The organism is Pseudomonas savastanoi (assembly GCF_020917325.1).
Lineage (GTDB): Bacteria > Pseudomonadota > Gammaproteobacteria > Pseudomonadales > Pseudomonadaceae > Aquipseudomonas > Aquipseudomonas amygdali.
On sequence record NZ_CP076652.1, the window covers coordinates 2,666,237 to 2,688,375 of the forward strand.

Genomic DNA, 22,139 nt, shown 5'->3' on the forward strand with positions numbered 1-22,139 from the left:
GCTTTTATCGAATATTCAAGCCATTACCGTCTGGAGGAAACCCGTATGCCCATTACTGCAAACAGAGACACATTGTTGTGCATGTCCATGGCCGCCCGTCCCGGCAACTTTGGTGTGCGTTTCCACAATCATCTTTATCAGCAGTTGGGCCTTAACTTCTATTACAAGACCTTCTCACCCAATGACCTTGCCGCTGCCGTGGCGGGTATCCGGTCGCTGGGGATACGTGGCAGTGCGGTTTCGATGCCATTCAAGGAAGCCTGCATTGAACTGGTCGACGAACTTGATGCTTCCGCCGCCGCCATCCAGTCGATCAATACCATCGTCAACACCGACGGGCATTTGAAGGCGTTCAACACGGATTACATCGCGGTTGCGCAACTCATGGAGAGCCACGCCGTCCCTCGTAGCGCATTTGCCCTGCGCGGCAGCGGGGGCATGGCCAAGGCGGTTGCGTTCGCGTTGCGCGATGCGGGTTTCACCGATGGGCTGATCGTGGCCCGCAATGAGCAGGCCGGTCGACGCCTGGCCGAGGCGTGTGGCTTTCGCTGGCAGGCGGAGCTGGGAAGCGTGCGACCACCTTTGCTGGTCAACGTCACGCCGCTAGGCATGCAAGGTGCCCAGGCTGACGAGTTGTCGTTTGACTTGCAGGCCATCGATGCGGCCGAGACGATTTTCGATGTGGTGGCCACCCCGGCCGAAACGCCGCTGATCCAGGCTGCCCGCCGCCTGGGCAAGCGCGTCGTGAGCGGCGATGAAGTCGCGGCGATCCAGGCACTGGAGCAGTTTGTGCTGTATACCGGCGTCCGCCCGACCGATGAGCAGTATCAACAGGCTGCGGCGTTCGCCAGAGCCGGCTAGTGGTGGCCTGCACACAGAGTCGGACGGGGCCGGGCATCACTCCAGTCTGGCAAGACGCTCTTCAAGGGCTGCGACGCGTGCTTCCAGCTCATCAAGACGCTGGCTTGCAGCAGGGTTTGCTGCGTTACGCTCAGGCGCTTGCTGACGGGCTGCAAGCAGCTCCTGCAGATCCTCCGGATCGCCCAGCAGGTGCATGTAACGATCTTCCCGTTGGCCGGACTGACGGGGTACGAGCATCGCCAGGCCTCTGGCGATGAGCCGTTCCAGTTGATGGACGAGTTGCTCGCTGTCCTCAAAATCGTGCATGCGGTGACTGCGCGTGAGCAGTTCGCTGACGGTCTGCGGGCCGCGCAGCAGCAACAGGCCGGTCAGTATCACCTGCGCAGGGACCAGCTCAACGGCCTTGTCGACCCGGTGCTCCCAGCGATCAGCGCGACTGCCCATCACCAGACGCGTCAGGCCTCGGCTCTCAAGAGCGCGCAGGCTCTGACCGACCTGGCCTTGAGTCAGGTTCATGACCGGATCGCGACTGGTCTTCTGGTTGCAGGCAAGCACCAGTGCATTAAGGGTCAGCGGGTAGGTTTCCGGGTTGGTCGCCTGTTTCTCGATCAGGCAGCCCAGAACACGCACTTCAGTGCTGTTGAGTTGCAGGGCCTCGGCATTCGGGGAGGATTCGGAGGAGGGCGATTCAATGGACATGACGCTTCCCTGAGTGATGGCGGTGGATCAGCGTAGGGCGTGGCGCACATTATTGCCAGTGTCTGTTGCGCTGATCTGCAGGGTCGCTGAAAAGTGTCACGGTGTTTGCCGTCAGGTGGGTCTATAATTGCGCCTTTCTCAATCAGGATATGTCATGTCTATCTCCCTGTACGCCGCTTCCATTCCTGTCTTTCAGCAAATGCTCAATGCGCTGAGCGATGTTCTGACCAAGGCTGAAGCCTACGCGACCGAGAAGAAAATCCAGCCGCCAGCGCTGCTGCAGGCGCGTCTGTTCCCGGACATGTTGCCTTTTACCCGTCAGGTGCAGATTGCCGTCGATTTTGCCAAGGGTGCTTCGGCCCGCCTGGCAGGCGTCGAGATCCCGCAATACGATGACACCGAAACCACCTTCGCCGAACTGCAGGCACTGCTTGCCAAGACGCTCGCGTTCATCGGCAGCATCACGCCCGAACAGGTCGACGGCAAGGAGGGTATCGAAATCGTCCTGCGCCCCGGCACCGAAAAGGAAAAGCGTCTGAACGGTCAGGCTTATCTGCTCAGCTATGCCTTGCCGCAGTTCTTCTTCCACGTCACCACCGCTTACGACCTGCTGCGCCATAACGGCGTTGAAATCGGCAAGCGTGACTTCATGGGCAAGTTCTGATTCTGAAACGTGCGGGGCTGAAGCCTCGCTGATGTTCTCGTCCCTCGCCGTTATGCGCAAATCCAACTGACTATCGTGCCAATGCTCCGCATTGGCATGCATTGGCTGACGCAGAGCGTCACGAAATGTATTACCACGCGGAGCGTGGCAACGAGAGTTGTTGGGGTGTCAGCCCTGTTTTTCGGGCTGTAGTGTTGTTCTGGAGTATTCATGTTGTTGCCCATACTTCTGTTGTCGGCCGCCGGTTTTACCGTGCTGACCACAGAATTCGTCATTGTCGGTCTTTTGCCTGCGGTTGCCCGCGATCTGGATGTCACGGTTTCGCAAGCGGGGCTGCTGGTCACCCTGTTCGCATTCACGGTTGCAGCTTTCGGTCCCTTTCTGACTGCCTACTTCTCGCGTTTCGAGCGCAAGCGTCTGTTTATCAGCATCCTTGTGCTGTTCGGCTTTTCAAATGTACTGGCAGCGCTGGCACCCAATATTGCCGTGATGGGGCTGGCGCGGCTGATTCCTGCGTTGGGGCTGCCGGTGTTCTGGGCACTGGCCAGTGAGACCGCCGTGGACATCGTCGGGCCGCAGTTCGCTGGTCGGGCGATTGCCAGAATCGGTTTCGGCATCGTTTGCGCCACTGTGTTCGGCATTCCCATCGGCACCCTGATTTCCGATGCTTTCGGCTGGCGCAGTGCGTTTCTGGTGCTCGCCGGCCTGGCATTTGCCAAGGCACTGTTGCTGGCGGTCTATCTGCCACGGACGGCGGCGAAGAAAAACCCGGTGTCGATCCTCAACCAGTTCGGCATTTTGCGCAGCCGGATGATGCAGGGGCATGTGCTGCTGTCGGTACTGGTATTCAGCGGCATGTTCACCGCCTACACCTATCTGGCGGACATGCTGGAGCGTCTCGCCGGGTTCGACGGCAGCCTGGTGGGCTGGTGCCTGATGGGGTTTGGCGCGGTCGGCTTGCTCGGAAACTCGCTGGGCGGGCGCATGGTTGACCGGCATCCGCTGATTGCCAGCCTGGTATTCTGCGCCTTCATGGTAGTCGGCATGGTCGCTGTGGTGCCCAGCATTCATTCGGTGTTCGCCTTACCAGTCGCGTTGGCAATATGGGGTATCACCCAGGCCGCCTTGTTTCTGGTCAGCCATGTCCGGTTGATCAAGGCCGCACCGCAAGCACCTGCGTTCGCTGCGTCACTGAACATCGCCGGAGCAAACCTTGGCATCGGCATCGGTGCGATGATCGGCGGCAGGGTCATTGATCATCTCGGTCTGGGTAACGTCGGTTTCGCCGCCGCTGGCATTATCGTTCTTGCGATTGTGCTGGCAGTGCTGCTGATCAGACGTGATCCCGGCCCGCTTACCGCCTAACCTGCGTCGGTAAACAGCTGGTTTCGTGCGCTTTCGGCGATGGCGACAACGCCGGGGTGTTTGACCTTGCGCTCCACGGTGATGGCGTAGAATGATTCGGTCACCGCATCGGTGTGGCCTATCACTTGTACGCCATACTGGCTCTGCACCTCATCGGCGATGACGCTGGGCGCAACAAAGACACCGCTGCCGGATTTGCCAAACGCCTTCATCAACGCGCTGTCATCAAACTCGCCGATGATACGCGGCTGGATGCTCTGTTCGGCAAACCAGCGCATCAGCCTGCCGCGAACGACGGTTTCCTGGCCTGGAATCAACAGCGGCGCACCGTGCATGCACTGCGGAAAGCCACTTCCGATACGTTCTGCCACTTCACGGGTCGCAAAGAAGCTGACCCCGCATTCTCCCAGTTTCTGGCTGTAGCCCTTGATATCCAGGTGCTGCGGCATGGGGCTGTCGGAGATCACCAGGTCCAGACGCTGGATTGCCAGGTCTGCCAGCAGCCTTTCCAGTTTGTCTTCCCGGCAGGTGATGCGAATGGACTCACTGAGGTTCATGGTCGGGGCAATCAGCCGGTACACGATGGACTTGGGTACCACGTCAGCCACGCCGATGCGCAGCAGCAATTGCTGTTCATCGGGCTGCGAGCGCAGCAGGTTTTCCAGATCATTGCCCAACTGAAACATCTGTTCGGCGTAAGGCAGGGCCAGGCGACCCGCTTCAGTCATTTCCAGTTGCCGGCCTACGCGCTGGAACAGATCGACACCCAGGGACGCCTCCAGCAGGCTTATCTGCCCGCTGACGGTCTGCGCGGTGAGATTCAACTGCTCGCAGGCGCGCACGATGCTCCCGGTTTTGGCTACCACCCAGAAGTAATGAAGCTGACGGTAATTGAGCATGATTTCTGCCGATTCGGTAAAACCGAAGTATAAGCCTTATAAAATCGAATTTTCCGTATGTTTCAAAATGTCTAGAATCCGTTTCCAACGCCGGGCTGAACACGCCGCCCAGCCTTGCTTACCGAGGAAGCCATGAATAAACCCCTTTACGCCGCACTGCTGGGCTGCTCGTTGCTGGTAATGGCAGGATGCGATCAGATAGAGTCATCCACCAAGCATGTGGTGAATGCTGCAGCCGACACTGCAAAACAGGCGATTGACGAAACCCATCAAGCCGCAACCAAGGCGATTGATGAGGCAAAACAGGAACTTTCGGTGCAGCAGCCACCACAAAGCTCGGCTGAAACCGAAAGCAAGACCGATAAATAAATCTGACTTACAACTAATATTGGCTCAGGCAGGGCAGTGATCTATGGAATACCTATTGGAACTCGCAACAAGTCCGGCAGCCTGGATCGCGCTGGCAACACTGGTGGTCATGGAAGTCGTATTGGGTATCGATAACCTGATCTTCATCTCGATCATCACCAACAAGCTCCCTGAGCACCAACGAGAAAAGGCGCGCAAACTGGGTATCGGTATGGCGCTGGTGATGCGCCTGGGCTTGCTCAGCACCGTGGCGTACATCGTGCAACTGACAGAGCCGGTATTCGAGGTGTTCGGTCAGGCGTTCTCGTGGAAGGACATGATCCTGATCGCCGGTGGCCTGTTCCTGGTCTGGAAAGCGACGACGGAAATTCACCACAGCATGGACGTCAAGACCGAGGAAGAGAAAGCCCTGGGTTCGGTCGTGGCATTGAGCATGAGCGCGGCCATCGTGCAGATCCTTATGCTGGATCTGGTGTTCTCCATCGACAGTATCATCACTGCCGTGGGCATGACCGAACACTTGCCGATCATGGTCATTGCTGTAATCACTGCCGTCGTCGTGATGCTTGTTGCTGCAAACCCGCTGGCGAAGTTCATCAACGAAAACCCGACGGTGGTCATGCTGGCCCTGGGCTTCCTGATCATGATCGGTATGACGCTGATCGCCGAAGGCTTTGGCGCTCATGTGCCCAAGGGCTACATCTACGCTGCCATGACCTTCTCGGCAGCCATTGAAGGCCTGAACATGCTGGTACGCAGAGCAAGACGCAAAAAGGCTGCTGCTCAGGTTTCCGCGCACTGATAGCAGGCCAGGCTGAAAAAAAGGTCGACCCGGGTAAACCGGGTCGACCTTTTTGCATTTTCACTGCCGACAACTGTATCCGAGCGGCACAACGAACTATCAGCTGGCCACAGCAGCGGGTACTTTGACAGCCTTTACCAGGCTCGGCCGTTTTGCCGCAGGTGGCGCTGCACTGCGCGGCTGGTGATGGCGACGGGATATGCGCATCACGCCCCACAGCATGGCGCTGGCTACGGCAAGCCACGAAGCGAGCAGCATCACGATTGTCAGTTCCAGGCTCATAAGTGCCTCCACATTCCTGCTTTTGTTGCGGTCTTGATAACTGACAGTCTAGTACGAGGCATGTTTCGGTTAATTGACCAGTGGCGCAGGGCTATGAACTATTTTCTCCATTCGGCCCGATGAGCCGCAGTGCCTGACTATACCCTGAACTCCCAGAGCTCTATGATCGGTGTCCAGGCCGGGTCGTGGGTTGCCCGGCGTCAGTTGAAGCGAGTGAACATCTTGTCGGTCTCTTTCTATTCCGGTACTGCCGGTGCATTACGTTCATGGCTGGTTTTAGCCTTGCTCATGGGTCTTGTCGGCTGTTCTTCAATGGTCACGCCCGAGATGAAACGCCTTCCGGACCGGGTCGAACTGACGTCGGTGCCGTTCTTCCGGGGTAACGCCTACCAGAGCGGGCCAATGGTGCTGGCAAGCATGCTGGCCAACCAACAGGTACAGACCACGCCCGGCTTGCTCGACAAGCCGCTGCAACTGCCAGGTGCCGAAGACCGCCTCGAACAGAATATTCAGAAGGTTGCGCGGGAATACGGCTTCATGGTCTATCCGCTTGATGGCCAATTACAGGACCTGCTGACTCAGGTGTCGGCGGGCTATCCGGTCATGCTGCGCTTTGCCCAGGGTTCTGCACTGTGGAAAGGCCCGCGTTATGCCGTGTTGATCGGTTACAACCGGGTAAAGGAGACCGTGTTGTTGAATGCGGGCATGGATCGTCGCTATTCAATGAGTTTCAGCAGCTTCACATCGGCGTGGAAAGAGGCCGGCAGTTGGGCGGTGCTGGTTCAGTCGCCCCGGCAGCTGCCCGCCAATGTCGATCAGCAGCGCTGGTTGCAGGCTGCTGAAGCTTTATCGAAGTCCGGACAGGAGCAGGCGGCGGGCGAGGCGAAACGAACGCTGGCACGCGGCGTTAAATGAAATAAACGCGGCACAAACAAAAACGGCACCGATAAGGTGCCGTTTTACTGTCAGCGAAGTTAAAAACCCAGCCGGTCACGCAGGCTGTAATACCAGGCGCCCAACGCGGTAAGCGGGGTGCGCAGCATCTGTCCGCCGGGGAAAGGATAGTGGGGCAGGTCGGCGAACGCATCAAAGCGCTCTGCCTGACCGCGCAACGCCTCGGCCAGAACCTTGCCCGCCAGATGCGTATAAGTCACGCCATGTCCACTGCAGCCCTGCGAGTAATAGATGTTGTCGCCAAGTCTGCCAACCTGGGGCAGGCGAGACAGGGTCAGCAGGAAGTTGCCGGTCCATGCGTAGTCGATCTTCACATCCTTGAGTTGTGGAAATGCCTTGAGCATCTTCGGCCGGATGATGGCTTCGATGTTGGCCGGATCTCTGGCACCGTAGACCACGCCGCCGCCGAAGATCAGGCGTTTGTCGGCGCTGAGGCGGTAGTAATCCAGCAGGTAATTGCAATCCTCGACGCAGTAATCCTGCGGCAGAAGTGTTTTAGCCAGTTCATCACTCAGCGGCTCTGTGGTGATCACCTGAGTGCCACAAGGCATCGACTTGGCAGCCAGTTCCGGAACCAGGTTGCCCAGATAGGCGTTGCCAGCCACGATGATGAATTTCGCGCGGACCTTGCCTTGCGCGGTATGGACCACAGGGTTGGCACCGCGCTCGATGCGAATGGCCGCCGACTGCTCGTAAATCGTGCCGCCCAGGGTTTCGACTGCGGCCGCTTCACCCAGCGCCAGATTGAGCGGGTGAATATGGCCGCCAGTCATGTCCAGCAACCCGCCGATGTATTGATCACAGGCAACGACTTCGTTGATCCGGCGCTTGTCCATCAGCTCAAGGCCAGTGTGGCCATAACGTTCCCACAGCCGCTGCTGGGCTTCCAGATGCGCCAGTTGCTTGCCGGTCAGCGCTGCAAATACACCGCCATCCTTCAGGTCGCACTGAATACCGTAACGCGAAACCCGGTCGCGAATGATGGATGCGCCCTCAAAGGCCATCTGCCCCAGCAACTGCGCCTGGTTTGGCCCGACGGTTCGCTCGATCACATCAATGTCACGGCTGTAGCTATTGACGATCTGCCCACCATTACGCCCCGACGCGCCAAAGCCGACCTTTGCCGCTTCCAGCACCGTGACCCGGAATCCATTCTCCAGCAGGAACAGCGCACTCGACAGGCCTGTGTAGCCAGCGCCGATGACGCATACGTCGGTTTCGACTTCACCCTGCAACGCTGGACGTTCCGGAGCGGCATTGGCTGAAGCGGCGTAGTAGGACTGCGGATAGGGCGTATTTGCCATCCTGAGACTCCGTTTAATATTCTTGACGATGTGGCGATCGTACCCGAGAACCAGAAGCTCTGCCAGCAACAGGCGAAAAGGACCATTCCCTGTCAACGGGCAAAAAACGCTGTAATTCATAGGCTTAGAGAAAAAACAGATTGACAGGTATCTGAATATCCGTAGAATGCCGACCCACAGCAGGCACGTAGCTCAGTTGGTTAGAGCACCACCTTGACATGGTGGGGGTCGTTGGTTCGAGTCCAATCGCGCCTACCAGATAAAATCCGCTCTGCTGGGCGGTAAGAAAAGGGTCAGCCGAAAGGCTGGCCCTTTTTTGCTTCCGGGTGCAGAACTTCAGGGTAAAAAATTTCGCGTATTCAGAGAGTTACTGCAAAAAAGAATTTGACAGGCATTCGAATATCCGTAGAATGCCGACCCACAGCAGGCACGTAGCTCAGTTGGTTAGAGCACCACCTTGACATGGTGGGGGTCGTTGGTTCGAGTCCAATCGCGCCTACCAGATAAAATCCGCTCTGCTGGGCGGTCGAGAGGGGGAATCCGAAAGGGTTCCCCTTTTTTGTTCCTTGAGAAAACGTTCACAATCTATAGGCATCGTTCACACACTGCAATGGGAACGTCCGTTCTCGTTCAAATCGTCGTTCACACGAACGTTCACACCTCATTCACAGTGGCATTCACACGAGTAAATGTGAACGACCATACCTAACCTACTGATCTGTATGGCCTGATCACCTTCTTGTCTAGGTGGTGCTCATTGTTCGTGGCCTCACAATGGCAGGCTCTAACCAACTGAGCTACGTGCCTGCTGTGGGCTGGACGCTATCCAACCCCTCTGTAGAGTTTTCTTAACGCTCAAGGGGCAGGGCTATTTCTGTGTGCGTGGGGTCATCAAGGCGAGGGGTGGGCAGGGGGGTTAGGGGTTGTCCCTTCTTATGCATTACTGGTCAGGAATTTCTGGTAGAAATGCTGGCGTTTGGCTAGCGTCATAGCTAAAGTCATCTGGCAGTATTCAATCGCTGACTAGAGCGTGCACATGATCAGAAATGTCGTAACAGTTATGTACTGGACGTGGCAGGGAAGGAGAGTGGGGAACAAGGTGGCGAGGCTCATGGGGATTCGCCCGAGCTTGTACCATAGCGCTATGGAAGAAGGGGGATGTCAGTTGCATCTGATGAAGCTTTATCACTTTAATAAAATGGGCGTTCCTTTAGAGCTGATTGCACATGATTCATGCAAGTTTTTGTTCGCAGGGCTGGTGTGCTTAGAGCAGGCATTCGGCCCTCAGGCGCTTATTGAAAGTGCTAAATTCAAAGTGGTGCAATGCGACATCAAAAATTACAGTGGCGCTGGGTCTTGCTTTTTGTGAAGGCCAAGAGTCACTGCTCAGTACATCGCATTTGGTGAGTTATCTAGGGGGGTGGATGAATAAAGTCTTAGCACTACCTTTGGTTAGATATCTGTCAATATTGCTGCTGTTGCTTGTTGCAATGTATTGTGCAGACAGAGTATATAATCGAAAGTTTTACGCTTGCATTGCCTATCTGGACTCAATGAACTCACGGATGCATAGTGTTGCCAATGATGTAAGTAGTCCAGGGGTGTGTGCTACTCAGGTGAAATGAATTTGGTTCTAGAGGTGTAGCGGCAATGCACCTCACCTCTTTTAATAAATAATTCTCTCAGTTTCTTGACGCTAAGCTCAGTCTTCGGAAGTCTGCTTCCCATTCTTCAGTCACTTTGGCTTCCTTGGCTAGATGTCCTTCAATGTCTTGTTTCTTTGGACGACCTACTGGTCTGGTTACGCCAGCAATCTTAAGTAGTTCCTTGACAGCAGGTATGCTTCCTTCGTTAAGCGCATACTTCAATGACTCAAGTGACTTGTCGAACCAGTAAAGTCGGTGCTCCTCTTTCCATCCTTGGTTTTCTGCATGGCTATCTAGCAGGGCTAGACTAACTCCAAGAGTCTTGGCTAGCTCAATGTGTGAGTAGGCTTCTACGTATTGTTGTTTGTGTTCGTCTTGAATATTCATATTGTTCTCTTTGGTTTAAGTAAGTATGGTGGTGGGCTTTCAGCAGGAGTCACTGCGTGACAGCAGAAGCAAGAGCACGCCACGTAGTGGCATACGCAATAAAGAAAGATCAAGAGCGATACATACTGGTAAGTAGTCCGCTTTTGATTCTCTCTTTTATGCGTGCTCTTGTCAGCTATGCTGACGTTGCTTTTGCTTTTAAGAAAGATCCATCGATAGATGGTAGTCTAAGGATGGTATCTAACTTAATGTCCTGAGAAGGGAGTAGCACCTGTCAGCTTGCTGACGTTAAGGTGTTCTTAGAAATTTGCCAATTTCTCTTAAGGGGTCTTTAAGAGTTTTTGGGAAAAAGTAATTCTGACGTTGATCAATTCAAGCGGCATCTATAAGTTCCTTATATATCCGAGCGTATTAATTCCTAGACCATACCTTGGTTGATCTTCAACGAGTAACCACTAAGCGTCCCTGCGGGACAAGTATAGCGATGTCTCTCTATATCCGAGCGTATTTAGAAATGCTAGGGAGGGGTGGTAGCTCCCCTTGTCTCTGGATGATACGTTCAAAGACTGGTAGGTCTTTCGTGAGGAGGGGATGGAAAGTTCCTCTCTACTATCCGACCGTAATTAATACGAAGGTGGTTACCTCTTAGTACGTTAGTAGTGAGTCATAGAGGCGGTAGCTCCTCTACTATCCGAGCGTATTAATAGTTCTGTTGACGACTGATAGGATTGGACTCAGCTGTAGCTAAATATGGTGTTCCCCATATATCCGAGCGTATTATAATCTAGGTAGGGAGGGGTACGATTCAGCAAAGCTAACTTCAAACTCTAGTAGTCCTTTGATGCTAGGGTTACGCTCAAGGAAAAAGCTCATGCCGCTGATTGCATGCCTAGCGCATTGACATACTCTACGTGCTTGCTGGGGACTCATGGGTGTAAGCCCTTCTAGGTGGATAGTGGCTATGACTATTTCAGTGCTGACGATGTCTAACATACAAGCTTTCAGAACATGAGAAGGGCTAGTATTCATTGTGCCATTGCTAACTCCTCCTGCTGTCATACAGGAGCCGTAGACGTAATCATCAAGCCAAGTATTGTGCTCACTGTTTGCCACCTTGAAGTGCTTAGCATATGGGTTGAACATTGTCTTAGGCTTAGGGCCTCTCTTAACTTTGATTTCTGTTGTCCCTATAGTCTGCTTATAAGGAGATTGCTCACAAGGGGTAAGGAGACAGATAGCAGGCTTAGATGGAAGGTTGCAGTTTCGAGCAGTTGGATAATCATAAGGAACCTCGGGTATGGGATGAGTGGTGTACTCTCCTAAGACTTCACCGCTGAGTTTGTCTAAGACATAATTGCCTACACGAATGGTTCTCTGTAGTTGAGTAACAACGTCTCTAATGTCGCTGGTTTGGTGGCTTGGCATAAAGAGTATTCTTCTTGTTGTCTGTAAGCTCCTGAGAGCGCTTGTAGGAGGCGTAAGGTTTAAGGCTATGCCCTTGAGGAGCTGCCAGCGAGCTGTTAGGGCCTTCTCGGCGTGTGCTATCACATGGTTTACAGTGTCTGAGGGAATGACTACAGAAGCGAAGCCAGTCCGAGTCCTGATCGGTAGCGCAAGATCGCTAATCAACGCATTGGTAAAATTGCATAAACGATCTTGCTGTTACGGATTAGCTCTGGAAGGTACACAATAACCTTGGTAGGCTTGCCGCTAGTGATGAGCAGTTACCGTCGTTTTCTATATTGCTCAATGTCTTTTAGCTGTAGATTAGAGATGTAGCCTGCTGCTTGTGACGAGAGTCTATACTGTAAAGAGAGAGCGTAGATGGCTTTGGTATTACCCTTAGCCGCTATCAGTTGCTTTGCTAGTCCTCGCTTGATAGTTATGGGGATGAGTCGTTTTGTTCGATACTCTAAGTCAGGGATGTTGATATAGTCGTCATCTGAGTTCATATATGTGTTTCATACTGTACATGCCATAACGGCTAGCGCTAGTCTGGCAATAGTAAGGAGAGTTAGGCAGATGGCATACACGATGAAAGCTGTAACCAACCAGCTAATGATTGTCTTCATTTGCTTGACTTGCGTGCTTCCATGTCATCAATGATCTTATGCAAAGCAAAGGCTGATGTGAATGTACCTTCCAATGGTGAATTCTTAGGAAGGCCTACACAGACATAGCTTCCACGCTGATGCATCTGATAGCTTACGCCCTTGTAAGTCTTCACTTCACCTACAAGGCTATTATTACTTACCTCTGCCTGTTCAATCATGGCCTTGAGCTGGGCCTTACGATGTTCCTGATACTGACGCTCACCCTCTGATAGATAGTAGTTCATTCTTGGACCCCTAGTCGCTTATAAACACTTGCCTTAATTGCTTTCATAGCATCAGTTTGGTTCTTGCCAGTAGCTGCTGGTCCGCTAATGATGCTTCTCGTTACGCCAGTGAAGTTCCCTTCGCTATCATACTGGTTATTACTAGGCTTATAGGTGGTTCGATCAAGGCGTGCTTGCTGCACTGCCACCTGCATATCCAGACTCTCTCGAATCAGCGGATCAGTCTTATAGAGACGCTCAAGAGTAGCTTGCTTGACTTGCTTCATCGCTGCTACTGCATCCTTGGAGCTATCAAGGGCTCGGAGAGGACGTGCCTCCTGTTCTAGTACCCAGCCTGAGTTATGAGCAACCTGTTTCACATCCTCAAGGGAGCGTCCTGTTTCTTGTGCCAAAGCTACAAGGTCTTCATGTTTGTATGTACGCATGTGTGTGTTCCTTATTGGGAGTTAGAGGGTGATGATACGATATTGATAACGGGCTGAGTGGGCCTTGTCAGTCTTTCTACGCTCAACCATTGCTGTAGCTACCAGATGTTTGAGAACGCCTTCTACAGAGCGTCTGGGGAGTCCTGTAGCAATACAGAAGTCAGCGCTTGAGATAGTAGACCAGCCAAAGACATCTGCCTGATTACGAATCATCAGCCAAATTATCTTCCTTGGCAGTGTGTTAAGCTGGTTGTGTTGCAGAGCAACAATTTGTTCCAAAGTAATAGACATTAGTCTTACCTATAAGTTGATAGTTAAAGGCAGCCCCCTATATCCCCCATAAGATCGGGCGTAATATTTTCTAGGAGGAAGTCTTGTGTCCCTACATCGCGTAATGGCGAGTAAGGAGGGGTGATGCTAGAGGGGTGTGGCTAGGAAAAAGCGGGGTGTATGTATACTAGAGTCGTTTTTTAGACTTTTCCGTGCAAACTGCGTGAGGTATTTTTCGTAATCCACATATACCTATACCTCAATTTTAGGAAAAAGAGGACAATTCAAGGTGAAAATATTTTATCCTGTACCATCAACGCTCCCTGTTCGCAGGCCCGTTATCTGGTGGGAGGGAAGGGCTTAACCTTAAGAGTATTTATGTCCCATAGTATACTAGAGTCGTTTTTTAGGAAAAAGGGGACAACTCAAGGTTAAAATACTTTTGTCCCCTGCATATCTATACTCAGAATTTTGACTTTTCCCTACAAATTATTTTTCAATCATCGAAAATAGATACTTAAAATATCAGGAGGCTGTACATCTGAAGGTGCTCTTAAGCCTCTGTGAGCCTTTCTGAGTGGCTTTATTAATGAAGCTTGCAGCTGATGAGGGTTATGCTTTAACGCCTCACCAGCGAGCTTGTAGGGCCTCAGTCAATCAGGTGTAAGACATCCTTAGCATTCAGGTGAGAGTATCTGGCGACAGACCTAGTGTCCCTATGTCCCGAGACAATCATTATCTGAGCGTTGTTAAATCCTCTCTTAGCTACATTGGTTATTCTTGTATGCCTAAGCTGGTGGAGTCTGACATTACTATCAAGGTTAGCTGCTGTTCGGGCTCTCCTGATGGCCTGTGAGACGCTATGAGGCACTACAGAGAATAGTCTTCCTCTTGGTATGCGTTCTGCTATAGCGAGTCTCTGAGCCTCTTGCAGAAGCTCTATTGCACGTAAGGTGAGGGGCACTGAGCGTGTACCATTCTTGCCATCTACTACGTCCACAATCCTCTGTTCCAGATGCAGGCAGTTAACTGTCAGCTTCAGTATCTCAGAACGACGCATAGCCGTTTCATATGCAAGCTCTGCTATCAGGGCCATTGTGGGTGATAGCTCATTGAGGATTAGACGTAGCTCACCAGCAGTCACAACCTTGTCACTGGACTTGTCAGGCTTAGGCAGTGTGATGTCACAGACGGGGTTAGGTATGTCTATCAGCAAGCCACGTTTAGCGTACTTGAAGAACCGAGAGAGGAACGCTAGTTGATGTCTGCATGTGGCTGCCTTGACGGTCTGTAAGCGCATCAGTTTGAAATCGTTTACGAGCTTAGGGGTTATGTCATGAATGGACTGAGGGAAGGCGTGAGCTAGTTGCTCAACGATCTGGACAGCATGGGTGTAGGAACCCTTGCCCTTGAGATGGGAGTCACAGTAGGTCATGCCCAATGTGAATATGGTGTGATGCTTGTGGTCTTTGATGACAGCTTCAAGCTTGTCAGCCCATGCCTGAGCTTCAGCCTGTGTAGAAAATGTCTTCGACTGAGGGGGTTTCCCTTTCAATCTGACCTGAGCGTTCCAGTTGCCTGACGGTAGGGAGCGGATGTTAGCCATGTTGACGCCTCATGATGTGAATGGGCGTTCTCTCAAGGCCATAGCCTGTATGGGCTAGGGTGTATTGCTCCTCTCCTTGACATGGTGGGGGTCGTTGGTTCGAGTCCAATCGCGCCTACCAGATAAAATCCGCTCTGCTGGGCGGTAAAAAAAGGGTTAACCGAGAGGTTGACCCTTTTTTGTTGCGTCTGTCTCACCCTAAGCAAGTGCCCGCTCTTGTGCCAACGCAAAGCGTTGACACAAGAGCACAAGCAGCTTCAGGGAATCAGTCGGTCACGGCGCAGCTTTTCAAATACTTCGAAAAACGCGTCGTCACTCGCCTGAAAAGCCGTGAAGCCCAGTTTGCGACTTTTCGACATATCCGTAACCACTTCGATCGGGCGACCCAGGTCGGCGTCGGTGTGCCACGGCGAAATCAGGCGGCTGATATCACCTTCCTTGAGTTGATGCTCGCGGACAATATCGGTCCAGGCAGCCTGATCATCGGCCATCTGCGTTTCCAGCGGGGCTGGCTCGCTCGGAAAATCGGCGGGCTGCAGGCCGAAGTACTCGGCGATCTGCCCCCACATCCAGCTCCAGCGGAATACGTCGCCATTGGTGATATTGAACGCCTGATTGGCCGCAGCAGGCGTCGTGGCGGCCCACAATTGCTGATGGGCCAACTGACGTGCATCGGTCATGTCGGTCAGGCTGTCCCACTGCACACGTGAGCCCGGGAACACGAAAGGTCGGCCGGTTGCCTTGCAGATCGAGGCATAGACGGCGAGGGTGGTCGCCATGTTCATCGCGTTGCCGACGGCGACACCTGTCACGGTGTGCGGGCGATGGACGCTCCAGGTAAAACCGTCTTTCTCGGCGGCAGCGAAGACTTCATCTTCTTGCGCGTAATAGAAGTTCTCGATATCCAGGCGCGCTTGCGTTTCCCTGAACGGAGTCTGTGGCAGCGTACCTTTGCCATAGGCTTCGAACGGGCCAAGGTAATGTTTGAGCCCGGTGACCAGCGCGACATGTTTCACGCTGCCAGCGGGGCGCACAGCGTCCAGCACATTGCGCACCATTGCAGCATTGACGCGAATGTTCTCTGCTTCAGTGGCCTGACGCGACCATGTGGTGATGAAAACGTGGGTGGGCTTCAAATCAGCCAGGGCCGCACTGACGGACTCCGGGTTCTGCAGGTCTGCAGCCACCGGAATTACGCCGGGCCGCGCTGAAGGGCTACGGGAGAGGGCGGCAACTTGCCAATCGTTTTCCAGTAACAACTGTGTGATTGCACTGCCGACAATGCCACTTGCGCCAACAACCAGGGCGGTCTGAGTCATAGGGGATCTCCTGAGACGGGGATGAAGGTAATGAACCGTCTGCTCTCTCAGAACAGCTTCAGGCCTGACCGTTCAACCCGATCTGGCTGATCACCCTTTGGCGTTGCGCCAGATGCTCTCAGGCCCGCTGGGCATACGACTTGACGATGGTCTTGGTCGCACTGCTGGCCTTCAAGTCTGCGAGTTTCTTCGGAGCCAGCCATTTGCAGGCGGCAATCTCATTCTGCGGCGAAGGCTCGCTTGAGGCCGGGACCTGCGTAGTGAATACGTAGTGAGTAACCTGATCTTTCTCATAGACCTCGAGGTAGAGCAGATCAAGATTTTTCAGGCCTGTTTCCTCGCACAATTCACGCATGGCGGCCTGAGCAGGCGTTTCACCGGCCTCGATCTTGCCACCAGGCAATGCCCAGCGCGACTTTGGTTTGCGTACGTAGAGGACCTGACCGTCGCGTTTGCAGATGACTGTCGCTCGTTGTTTCATGATTCGTTCACCTGTTAAAACGTCCGTTGACATGAGTATCTGCAAGGACTTCGTGAACTTGAGACCCAAAGGCAGTCAGTAATAGTCACTAAAATGTAATAAATAGTTCATTTTTCTGGCCGGGACAAGTTCATGCCAGCGTGAGCCAGGCGCAAGTGACGGCTTCAAGCCGCTGCCGACACTTACAGTGAGTATGAGTATCAGTGGGTTATTGTCTGTAGTCAGTTCATGCCTTGCGACGTACGGCATGTCTGTGCGCGCAGCCGTCCTTGGCAGCGCTAGGCATCTTCAGATGCATTCAACCCGCATCATGCGGCGTTTGAGTCAGCAGGAATTTCCTGCTTGAGGCTGGCCATGTCGATGACAAAACGATATTTCACGTCGCCTTTGAGCATCCGCTCGTAAGCCTCGTTGATGTCCTGCATGGCGATCATTTCAATGTCTGAAACGATGCCGTGTTCAGCACAGAAATCCAGCATTTCCTGGGTCTCCTGAATGCCGCCGATCAACGAGCCTGCCAGACTGCGGCGTTTGAAGATCAAATTGAAGACTGCCGGTGACGGGTGCGGTTCTGCCGGTGCGCCGACCAGCGTCATGGTGCCGTCACGCTTGAGAAGGGACAGAAATGCATCCAGATCATGCGGTGCTGCGACTGTATTGAGGATGAAGTCCAGGCTATTGGTCTGGGCTGCCATCTGTGCCGCATCTTTGGATACAACAACCTCGTCGGCACCCAGCCGCAAGCCATCTTCACGCTTGTCGGGCGATGTGGTGAACAGCACCACATGAGCGCCCATGGCGTGGGCGATCTTGACGCCCATGTGGCCGAGCCCTCCGAGCCCGACAATGCCCACTTTTTTGCCGGGGCCGACTTTCCAGTGGCGCAATGGCGAGTACGTGGTGATACCTGCGCACAACAGCGGCGCAACAGCGGCCAGATTGGTGCCGTGAGAGATGCGCAGGACGAACTTCTCCTTGACCACGATCTTGTCGGAGTAGCCGCCGAAGGTGTTTTCGCCGCCAAACACCGGACCGTTGTAGGTGCCGGTGAAGCCGCTCTCGCAATATTGCTCGTCACCCTCTGCGCAGGGTGTACATTGCTGGCAGCTGTCGACCATGCAGCCGACGCCCGCGAGGTCGCCGACCTTGAAATGTTTGACGTCTGCACCGACTGCCGTTACCCGACCAACGATTTCGTGACCCGGAACCGACGGGTAGAGAGTGTTATGCCACTCGTTGCGTGCGGTATGCAGGTCCGAGTGGCAAACGCCGCAGTAGAGAATGTCGATCTGAACATCATCTGCACCGGGTGAGCGGCGTTCGAACTGATACGGTTTGAGCACTTCCTGAGCAGACTGCGCTGCGTAACTGTAAGTCTTGACCATGACTGTCACCTGTTCAGTGGGGGGATGTGTAACGCCGCGAGCAAGCATAGCCGAGCTCTGCTCATTTGCCTTGCCGGTCGCGAAACACCTGAATCTGACCCGTATGGCAGCCGGGTAGTGCCCTACGTCACATGGATGTCATCTGACAGGCAAAGGGTCTGCCAAAAAGGTATGAACTTTGCAACAATGCGGCAGCACACTTGTTACCTTTGGTCATGGTTTTTAAGGATGACCGCCGTCGGCTCATGCATCTGGTGTTTCCATGACAGTCTCACATCTGGCCACGGGTATATGCCCGAGCGTAGCGTTCAGTCCAGACACCACGTTGGCTGCCAACCATGACAGATTCGCCAGTCACGCGCCCATCGACGCACTTTTGAGCGCTGCACGGGAACAGATACCGGATATCGCCTGGGCGGCCTACGCTGCAGGCGAGCTGAAATGTCTGCTCGGGCAGGGCGACCCTGCAGTCGTCTGGCCTGCGCACATCGCTGCTGAAGACTTCGACGCATACTGTGCTCAATTGCAGCTCCATCGCAGAATCGCCGGGCAGGGCGAGGGCGTGCTGGGCTGGGTGCTGGCGCCAATGGCCGAAAAAGACCATCCCGTGCTGGTGGAACTCGCTGCCAGGCTGGGCTCACTGTTGCAGACCGCTGCGTTGATCCGGGCGCAGAACACCCAGCGGGTGCTCTATGAAATCAGCCTGCTGGCCAGTTCCACGCTGGATCGCGGGGCTTTTCTGCAGGGTATTCATGAGCAGTTGAGTGCGCTGATCGATGCCGAGAACTTCTACGTCGCGCTGTATGACCGACAAAGCCGCAAAATCACTTACCCGTATTACATCGATCGTTTCGATGACGAAGCGATGGCGCACGAGACATTCGAATTCATCGACGCCGATCGAATGTCGCTCACCGGGTATGTCTTGAGCACCGGGCAACCTTTGTTTCTGGAAGCTGCCTGTATCGAGCGCGCAAAAGCCGAAGGTCGTTTTTTCTGTGTGGGGCGTCTGCCGGAGTTCTGGATGGGCGCGCCCTTGAAAAACGCCTCGGACGAAGTATTCGGCATGGTCGCGATGCAGGTCTATGACGTGTCCCGCGTCTACAGTGCTCAGGATCGCGCGTTGTTTTCCGTGGTGTCGCGGCATGTGGCGATGGCCTTGGACCGGCTGTTGCGGCGTACCGACCTGGAGCAGATCGTGGCACTGCGCACGCAACAGCTTTCGGCAGCCAACGACGCCCTGCGCCAGGAAGTGCGCGACCGTGAACGCGCCGAGCATTTGCAGAGTGCCCTGTTCCAGATTGCCGAGCTGTCCAGCCAGCCCGGCGACATGAATGAGCTGTTTCGCAGCCTGCACATGATTGTCGGCGAGCTGCTGGTAGCGCTCAATTTCTACATCGCCCTTTACGACAGCGCCACGGGCGAAGTGACCTTTCCTTATTACATCGACGAATACCAGCACACGCCGCCACGTTCACGGCGTGGGCAGCGTGGCTTTACCGAGTATGTGATAGGCCAGCGGCGACCCTGTCTGATCGATTACGACGATGCCCGCAGGCTGGAAAGCCTCGGCGAAATCGAGGTGCAAAAAAATACCGGTCGTTCTTCTTCCTGGCTGGGCATTCCGTTGTTCGATGGCGAGCAAGTGCGCGGCGTTCTGGTGGTGCAAAGCTATTCGAAGGATGTCAGCTATACCTTGCGTGATCAGGAACTGCTGACCTTTGTCTCTCGCCACATCGACACGGCACTGTCCCGCCGCAGCGCGGCAGAAGCGATCCATACCGCCAATGTGCTCCTGGAAGCCCGGGTTCGCGACCGGACCCGGGAGCTGGACCAGGCCAACGCCAGGTTGCAGCATGAAAACTCCCACGACTCGTTGACCGGGTTGCCCAACCGCAGTCACTTGCAACATCGCCTGAAACAGGCGTGGCAGGACTTTTGCGTGCACGGCCAGCAGCTGATTGTCATGTTCATCGATCTGGATCGCTTCAAGATGATCAATGACAGCCTTGGCCACCACTGCGGCGATATCCTCCTGGTGCAGGCCGCCGAGCGGCTGCGCAGTTGCATGCGTGAAGGGGATCTGCTGGCCAGGCTTGGAGGTGACGAATTTGCGGTGCTGAGCATCGATACGCCGTTGCAGACCGGTACGGACATCGCTCAGCGGATCCTGGCCGCGTTCGAGCAGCCGTTCGTGATCGACGATCACAGCGTCTTTTCTTCCTGCAGTATTGGCGTGGTGGGTGCCGACAGCCGCTTTCATCAGGAGCCGGCTGATCTCTTGCGCGATGCCGACACCGCCATGTACCGGGTCAAAAATGGCGGGCGCGACAGTTTCGCGGTGTTCAATCAGGCTCTGCGTCGGGAGGTTTCGGATCAGGTCGAACAAGAGGGTGCGTTGCGCACGGCCCTGAAGCGTAGCGATCAACTGATCCCCTATTTTCAGCCGGTCATCTGTGTCAGGACCGGAGAGTTGCTGGCGTTTGAAGCCCTGATCCGCTGGCGCATGCCGGATGGACGGATCGTCGGGCCGGAAAGCTTTTTGCCCGCGCTGGAGGGGTTGCGCCTGATTGGTCGTCTGGATATCTACATGCTCAAATGTGTAGTGAACATCCTGGCGCAACCCGAGAACGGCCGCTGGCCGCCAGTGCATGTGAACTGCTCCAGCTACAGCATCACCCGTCCGGCATTCGCTGCAGAAGTGCTGGCGATGCTTGCTGAACAGAATGTTGCGCCCTGGCGTCTGTGTCTGGAGCTTACAGAGGGGGCTCTGGTGGCCGACCCCGAGCAGGCACGCCTGTCAATGAAGCAACTGGCCGAGCAGGGCATGTCGGTCATGCTGGACGACTTTGGCGCGGGGTTTTCTTCGCTCAGCTATGTGCATCAGTACCATTTCAGCGGCTTGAAAATCGACAAATCGTTTATCTTCGGACTGGCTTCCAGCGTACGCAGCCGGGCCATCGTGCGGGCCATCGTGCGCATGGCCGAATCCCTTGATCTGAACGTCGTCGCCGAAGGTGTCGAAGATCTGGAAACACTCGAGCTGCTGCGCGAGATCGGCGCGACCCAGGCGCAGGGTTACTACTTCTCTGAACCGTTGCCGATTGAGCTGCTGAACGTCAATACCGGTCGTGCGGCAGGCTGAAAGCAGCCTGTGTCGGTGAATGTTTGCCGCAAACGGCAGAATGTATGGGTTTTTTTGACAGTGCTGATCCTGAGTGTCTAAATTTAAGTTATAAAAATCAGTAGGTTATGAATTTATTGCACACTTGGCACTGGACTTGCTGTTGAACCTGCGCAACAGGTTCCTCAGGAGGTGAAAGATGATTATTGGCACGAGTGCGCTTGAGCAGCTTGTTTCCCGGGCTGTGGTTGGGCGCAAAACCGTAGATGAGGTGTCTCAGGACGCATTCAGCTCGGTTGCCGCCGCTGGCCTGACATCAGGTTCGGCACCGGTTACCACGCCGGTCAGCAATTCAACATCGCAAGACAGCAAGCAGGACAACAGCGGTTACAACGAATCCTTCGCGCGGATGATGATCAACCTCAAGTCTGCCGGTGATTCGTCACTGTCGGAAAAGACGGCTGATCGCGACAACGGTGTCATCGGTTCAGTGGCCAGCGCCACCAGCACCACTGACACTGCATCGACGGGTTCGGTAGAACAGAAGTTCATGGACTCTCTGAAGCAGACAGCCGAAGAGAAAGTGCGCGAGAAGCTGACGGGCGTCACCCAGAAAGACTACGACGCCATGGCACCTCAGGACCAACTGGCCATTGACCAGAAAGTCCAGGACGCGCTCAAGGACAAGCAGAACAACGTTGCGGATGACATCAACACCCGCATCAGAGGTATCAAGGCCGGGATGGTGGCTTGACCAGGCAGTGGGTTCAGTTGCTTGTTCGGCGACTGTAATGGCTCTTTCGTGAGCAAGCTCACTCCCACAAATGGAATGCTTTCCAAATGGGAGTGAATCCTGAAACTTCTCCCGCTTGGAACAGGTTCGGAATGTGGGAGTGAGCTTGCTCACGAAGACTTTATTTCATGCGTTACATGTTGCGGATGTACCGCTGTTTTTGTTT

Annotated in this window: 21 protein-coding genes and 2 tRNA genes; 11 read left to right on the forward strand and 12 right to left on the reverse strand. The window is 54.4% G+C overall.

All coding sequences use genetic code 11. The features are described from left to right. Positions 1-45 precede the first annotated feature (45 nt). A complete protein-coding gene (locus tag KP808_RS11595; protein ID WP_219171531.1) occupies positions 46-861 on the forward strand; it encodes a shikimate 5-dehydrogenase in 816 nt (271 codons plus the stop codon). A gap of 36 nt (positions 862-897) precedes the next feature. On the opposite strand, the gene KP808_RS11600 is transcribed toward KP808_RS11595, so the two are convergent. Further along, positions 898-1,560, reverse strand: a complete 663-nt coding sequence (locus KP808_RS11600) for a YceH family protein (protein ID WP_219171533.1) — start codon at positions 1,558-1,560, stop codon at positions 898-900. A 154-nt stretch (positions 1,561-1,714) separates the two neighbouring features. Between KP808_RS11600 and KP808_RS11605 the strand changes: the two genes are divergently transcribed. Together KP808_RS11605 and KP808_RS11610 are read left to right on the forward strand one after the other, a co-directional pair. Continuing rightward, the gene (locus KP808_RS11605; protein ID WP_002553619.1) at positions 1,715-2,224 is read left to right on the forward strand and encodes a DUF1993 domain-containing protein; all 510 of its coding nucleotides are present in this window, start codon (positions 1,715-1,717) and stop codon (positions 2,222-2,224) included. A 210-nt stretch (positions 2,225-2,434) separates the two neighbouring features. After that, positions 2,435-3,589, forward strand: coding sequence for an MFS transporter (locus tag KP808_RS11610; RefSeq protein ID WP_230018515.1), 1,155 nt, complete (start codon positions 2,435-2,437; stop codon positions 3,587-3,589). Here KP808_RS11610 and nhaR read toward each other — a convergent pair. After that, positions 3,586-4,488 carry a transcriptional activator NhaR gene (nhaR, locus tag KP808_RS11615; RefSeq protein WP_058401447.1) on the reverse strand — a complete coding sequence of 301 codons (903 nt, stop codon included), beginning with the start codon at positions 4,486-4,488 and terminating at the stop codon, positions 3,586-3,588. The genes KP808_RS11610 and nhaR overlap by 4 nt on opposite strands. 132 nt (positions 4,489-4,620) lie before the next feature. Here nhaR and KP808_RS11620 point away from each other — a divergent pair, with 132 nt between their 5' ends. Together KP808_RS11620 and KP808_RS11625 are read left to right on the forward strand one after the other, a co-directional pair. Further along, positions 4,621-4,857 (forward strand): hypothetical protein, encoded by a 237-nt coding sequence (locus tag KP808_RS11620; RefSeq protein ID WP_057422018.1) that lies wholly within the window; start codon positions 4,621-4,623, stop codon positions 4,855-4,857. Between the two features lie 43 nt (positions 4,858-4,900). Further along, complete coding sequence (locus tag KP808_RS11625) at positions 4,901-5,659, forward strand: TerC family protein (protein WP_058401449.1); 759 nt, start codon at positions 4,901-4,903, stop codon at positions 5,657-5,659. A gap of 99 nt (positions 5,660-5,758) precedes the next feature. Here KP808_RS11625 and KP808_RS11630 read toward each other — a convergent pair whose 3' ends face one another. After that, positions 5,759-5,941 carry a hypothetical protein gene (locus KP808_RS11630; protein ID WP_058401450.1) on the reverse strand — a complete coding sequence of 61 codons (183 nt, stop codon included), beginning with the start codon at positions 5,939-5,941 and terminating at the stop codon, positions 5,759-5,761. 219 nt (positions 5,942-6,160) lie between these two features. Between KP808_RS11630 and KP808_RS11635 the strand changes: the two genes are divergently transcribed. Further along, complete coding sequence (locus tag KP808_RS11635) at positions 6,161-6,856, forward strand: peptidase C39 family protein (RefSeq protein ID WP_058401566.1); 696 nt, start codon at positions 6,161-6,163, stop codon at positions 6,854-6,856. 59 nt (positions 6,857-6,915) lie between these two features. Here KP808_RS11635 and KP808_RS11640 read toward each other — a convergent pair whose 3' ends face one another. After that, positions 6,916-8,199 (reverse strand): NAD(P)/FAD-dependent oxidoreductase, encoded by a 1,284-nt coding sequence (locus KP808_RS11640; protein WP_122281350.1) that lies wholly within the window; start codon positions 8,197-8,199, stop codon positions 6,916-6,918. A 181-nt stretch (positions 8,200-8,380) separates the two neighbouring features. Here KP808_RS11640 and KP808_RS11645 point away from each other — a divergent pair. The 3 genes from KP808_RS11645 to KP808_RS11655 all read left to right on the forward strand — a co-directional run bounded on the left by KP808_RS11645 (position 8,381) and on the right by KP808_RS11655 (position 9,568). Next, a tRNA-Val gene (locus tag KP808_RS11645) sits at positions 8,381-8,457 on the forward strand. A gap of 167 nt (positions 8,458-8,624) precedes the next feature. Further along, positions 8,625-8,701, forward strand: a tRNA-Val gene (locus tag KP808_RS11650). A gap of 534 nt (positions 8,702-9,235) precedes the next feature. Continuing rightward, positions 9,236-9,568 (forward strand): hypothetical protein, encoded by a 333-nt coding sequence (locus KP808_RS11655; RefSeq protein WP_230018517.1) that lies wholly within the window; start codon positions 9,236-9,238, stop codon positions 9,566-9,568. A 313-nt stretch (positions 9,569-9,881) separates the two neighbouring features. Here KP808_RS11655 and KP808_RS11660 read toward each other — a convergent pair whose 3' ends face one another. The 8 genes from KP808_RS11660 to KP808_RS11695 form a co-directional block, all read right to left on the reverse strand. Next, complete coding sequence (locus tag KP808_RS11660) at positions 9,882-10,232, reverse strand: hypothetical protein (RefSeq protein WP_044322666.1); 351 nt, start codon at positions 10,230-10,232, stop codon at positions 9,882-9,884. Between the two features lie 2,068 nt (positions 10,233-12,300). Further along, entirely contained in the window at positions 12,301-12,570 is a 270-nt protein-coding gene (locus KP808_RS11665) for a hypothetical protein (protein ID WP_010214709.1), read from the reverse strand. Further along, complete coding sequence (locus KP808_RS11670; RefSeq protein WP_230018520.1) at positions 12,567-12,995, reverse strand: hypothetical protein; 429 nt, start codon at positions 12,993-12,995, stop codon at positions 12,567-12,569. Before KP808_RS11670 ends, KP808_RS11665 begins: the two co-directional genes overlap by 4 nt. A 21-nt stretch (positions 12,996-13,016) precedes the next feature. Beyond that, on the reverse strand, positions 13,017-13,286 hold the full coding sequence (locus KP808_RS11675; RefSeq protein WP_230018522.1) for a hypothetical protein: 270 nt from the start codon (positions 13,284-13,286) through the stop codon (positions 13,017-13,019). 628 nt (positions 13,287-13,914) lie between these two features. Continuing rightward, entirely contained in the window at positions 13,915-14,871 is a 957-nt protein-coding gene (locus KP808_RS11680) for a tyrosine-type recombinase/integrase (RefSeq protein WP_230018524.1), read from the reverse strand. Between the two features lie 257 nt (positions 14,872-15,128). Then, on the reverse strand, positions 15,129-16,190 hold the full coding sequence (locus KP808_RS11685; protein ID WP_058401452.1) for an SDR family oxidoreductase: 1,062 nt from the start codon (positions 16,188-16,190) through the stop codon (positions 15,129-15,131). Positions 16,191-16,308: 118 nt separating this feature from the next. Continuing rightward, positions 16,309-16,671 carry an NUDIX hydrolase gene (locus KP808_RS11690; RefSeq protein WP_005743561.1) on the reverse strand — a complete coding sequence of 121 codons (363 nt, stop codon included), beginning with the start codon at positions 16,669-16,671 and terminating at the stop codon, positions 16,309-16,311. Positions 16,672-16,979: 308 nt separating this feature from the next. Next, on the reverse strand, positions 16,980-18,056 hold the full coding sequence (locus KP808_RS11695; protein ID WP_230018526.1) for an NAD(P)-dependent alcohol dehydrogenase: 1,077 nt from the start codon (positions 18,054-18,056) through the stop codon (positions 16,980-16,982). Between the two features lie 262 nt (positions 18,057-18,318). Here KP808_RS11695 and KP808_RS11700 point away from each other — a divergent pair, with 262 nt between their 5' ends. After that, complete coding sequence (locus KP808_RS11700; RefSeq protein ID WP_230018528.1) at positions 18,319-21,201, forward strand: bifunctional diguanylate cyclase/phosphodiesterase; 2,883 nt, start codon at positions 18,319-18,321, stop codon at positions 21,199-21,201. A gap of 178 nt (positions 21,202-21,379) precedes the next feature. Then, complete coding sequence (locus KP808_RS11705) at positions 21,380-21,934, forward strand: hypothetical protein (protein WP_044343996.1); 555 nt, start codon at positions 21,380-21,382, stop codon at positions 21,932-21,934. Positions 21,935-22,139 lie beyond the last annotated feature (205 nt).

Coding starts and splice junctions, on each gene's coding strand:
- KP808_RS11625 (WP_058401449.1), top strand. CDS start 4,901: ATGGAATACCTATTGGAACTCGCAACAAGTCCGGCAGCCTGGATCGCG.
- KP808_RS11640 (WP_122281350.1), bottom strand. CDS start 8,199: ATGGCAAATACGCCCTATCCGCAGTCCTACTACGCCGCTTCAGCCAAT.
- KP808_RS11690 (WP_005743561.1), bottom strand. CDS start 16,671: ATGAAACAACGAGCGACAGTCATCTGCAAACGCGACGGTCAGGTCCTC.
- KP808_RS11660 (WP_044322666.1), bottom strand. CDS start 10,232: ATGAATATTCAAGACGAACACAAACAACAATACGTAGAAGCCTACTCA.
- KP808_RS11605 (WP_002553619.1), top strand. CDS start 1,715: ATGTCTATCTCCCTGTACGCCGCTTCCATTCCTGTCTTTCAGCAAATG.
- KP808_RS11700 (WP_230018528.1), top strand. CDS start 18,319: ATGACAGTCTCACATCTGGCCACGGGTATATGCCCGAGCGTAGCGTTC.
- KP808_RS11665 (WP_010214709.1), bottom strand. CDS start 12,570: ATGAACTACTATCTATCAGAGGGTGAGCGTCAGTATCAGGAACATCGT.
- KP808_RS11620 (WP_057422018.1), top strand. CDS start 4,621: ATGAATAAACCCCTTTACGCCGCACTGCTGGGCTGCTCGTTGCTGGTA.
- KP808_RS11685 (WP_058401452.1), bottom strand. CDS start 16,190: ATGACTCAGACCGCCCTGGTTGTTGGCGCAAGTGGCATTGTCGGCAGT.
- KP808_RS11670 (WP_230018520.1), bottom strand. CDS start 12,995: ATGCGTACATACAAACATGAAGACCTTGTAGCTTTGGCACAAGAAACA.
- KP808_RS11600 (WP_219171533.1), bottom strand. CDS start 1,560: ATGTCCATTGAATCGCCCTCCTCCGAATCCTCCCCGAATGCCGAGGCC.
- KP808_RS11705 (WP_044343996.1), top strand. CDS start 21,380: ATGATTATTGGCACGAGTGCGCTTGAGCAGCTTGTTTCCCGGGCTGTG.
- KP808_RS11655 (WP_230018517.1), top strand. CDS start 9,236: ATGATCAGAAATGTCGTAACAGTTATGTACTGGACGTGGCAGGGAAGG.
- KP808_RS11610 (WP_230018515.1), top strand. CDS start 2,435: ATGTTGTTGCCCATACTTCTGTTGTCGGCCGCCGGTTTTACCGTGCTG.
- KP808_RS11595 (WP_219171531.1), top strand. CDS start 46: ATGCCCATTACTGCAAACAGAGACACATTGTTGTGCATGTCCATGGCC.
- KP808_RS11630 (WP_058401450.1), bottom strand. CDS start 5,941: ATGAGCCTGGAACTGACAATCGTGATGCTGCTCGCTTCGTGGCTTGCC.
- KP808_RS11695 (WP_230018526.1), bottom strand. CDS start 18,056: ATGGTCAAGACTTACAGTTACGCAGCGCAGTCTGCTCAGGAAGTGCTC.
- nhaR (WP_058401447.1), bottom strand. CDS start 4,488: ATGCTCAATTACCGTCAGCTTCATTACTTCTGGGTGGTAGCCAAAACC.
- KP808_RS11675 (WP_230018522.1), bottom strand. CDS start 13,286: ATGTCTATTACTTTGGAACAAATTGTTGCTCTGCAACACAACCAGCTT.
- KP808_RS11680 (WP_230018524.1), bottom strand. CDS start 14,871: ATGGCTAACATCCGCTCCCTACCGTCAGGCAACTGGAACGCTCAGGTC.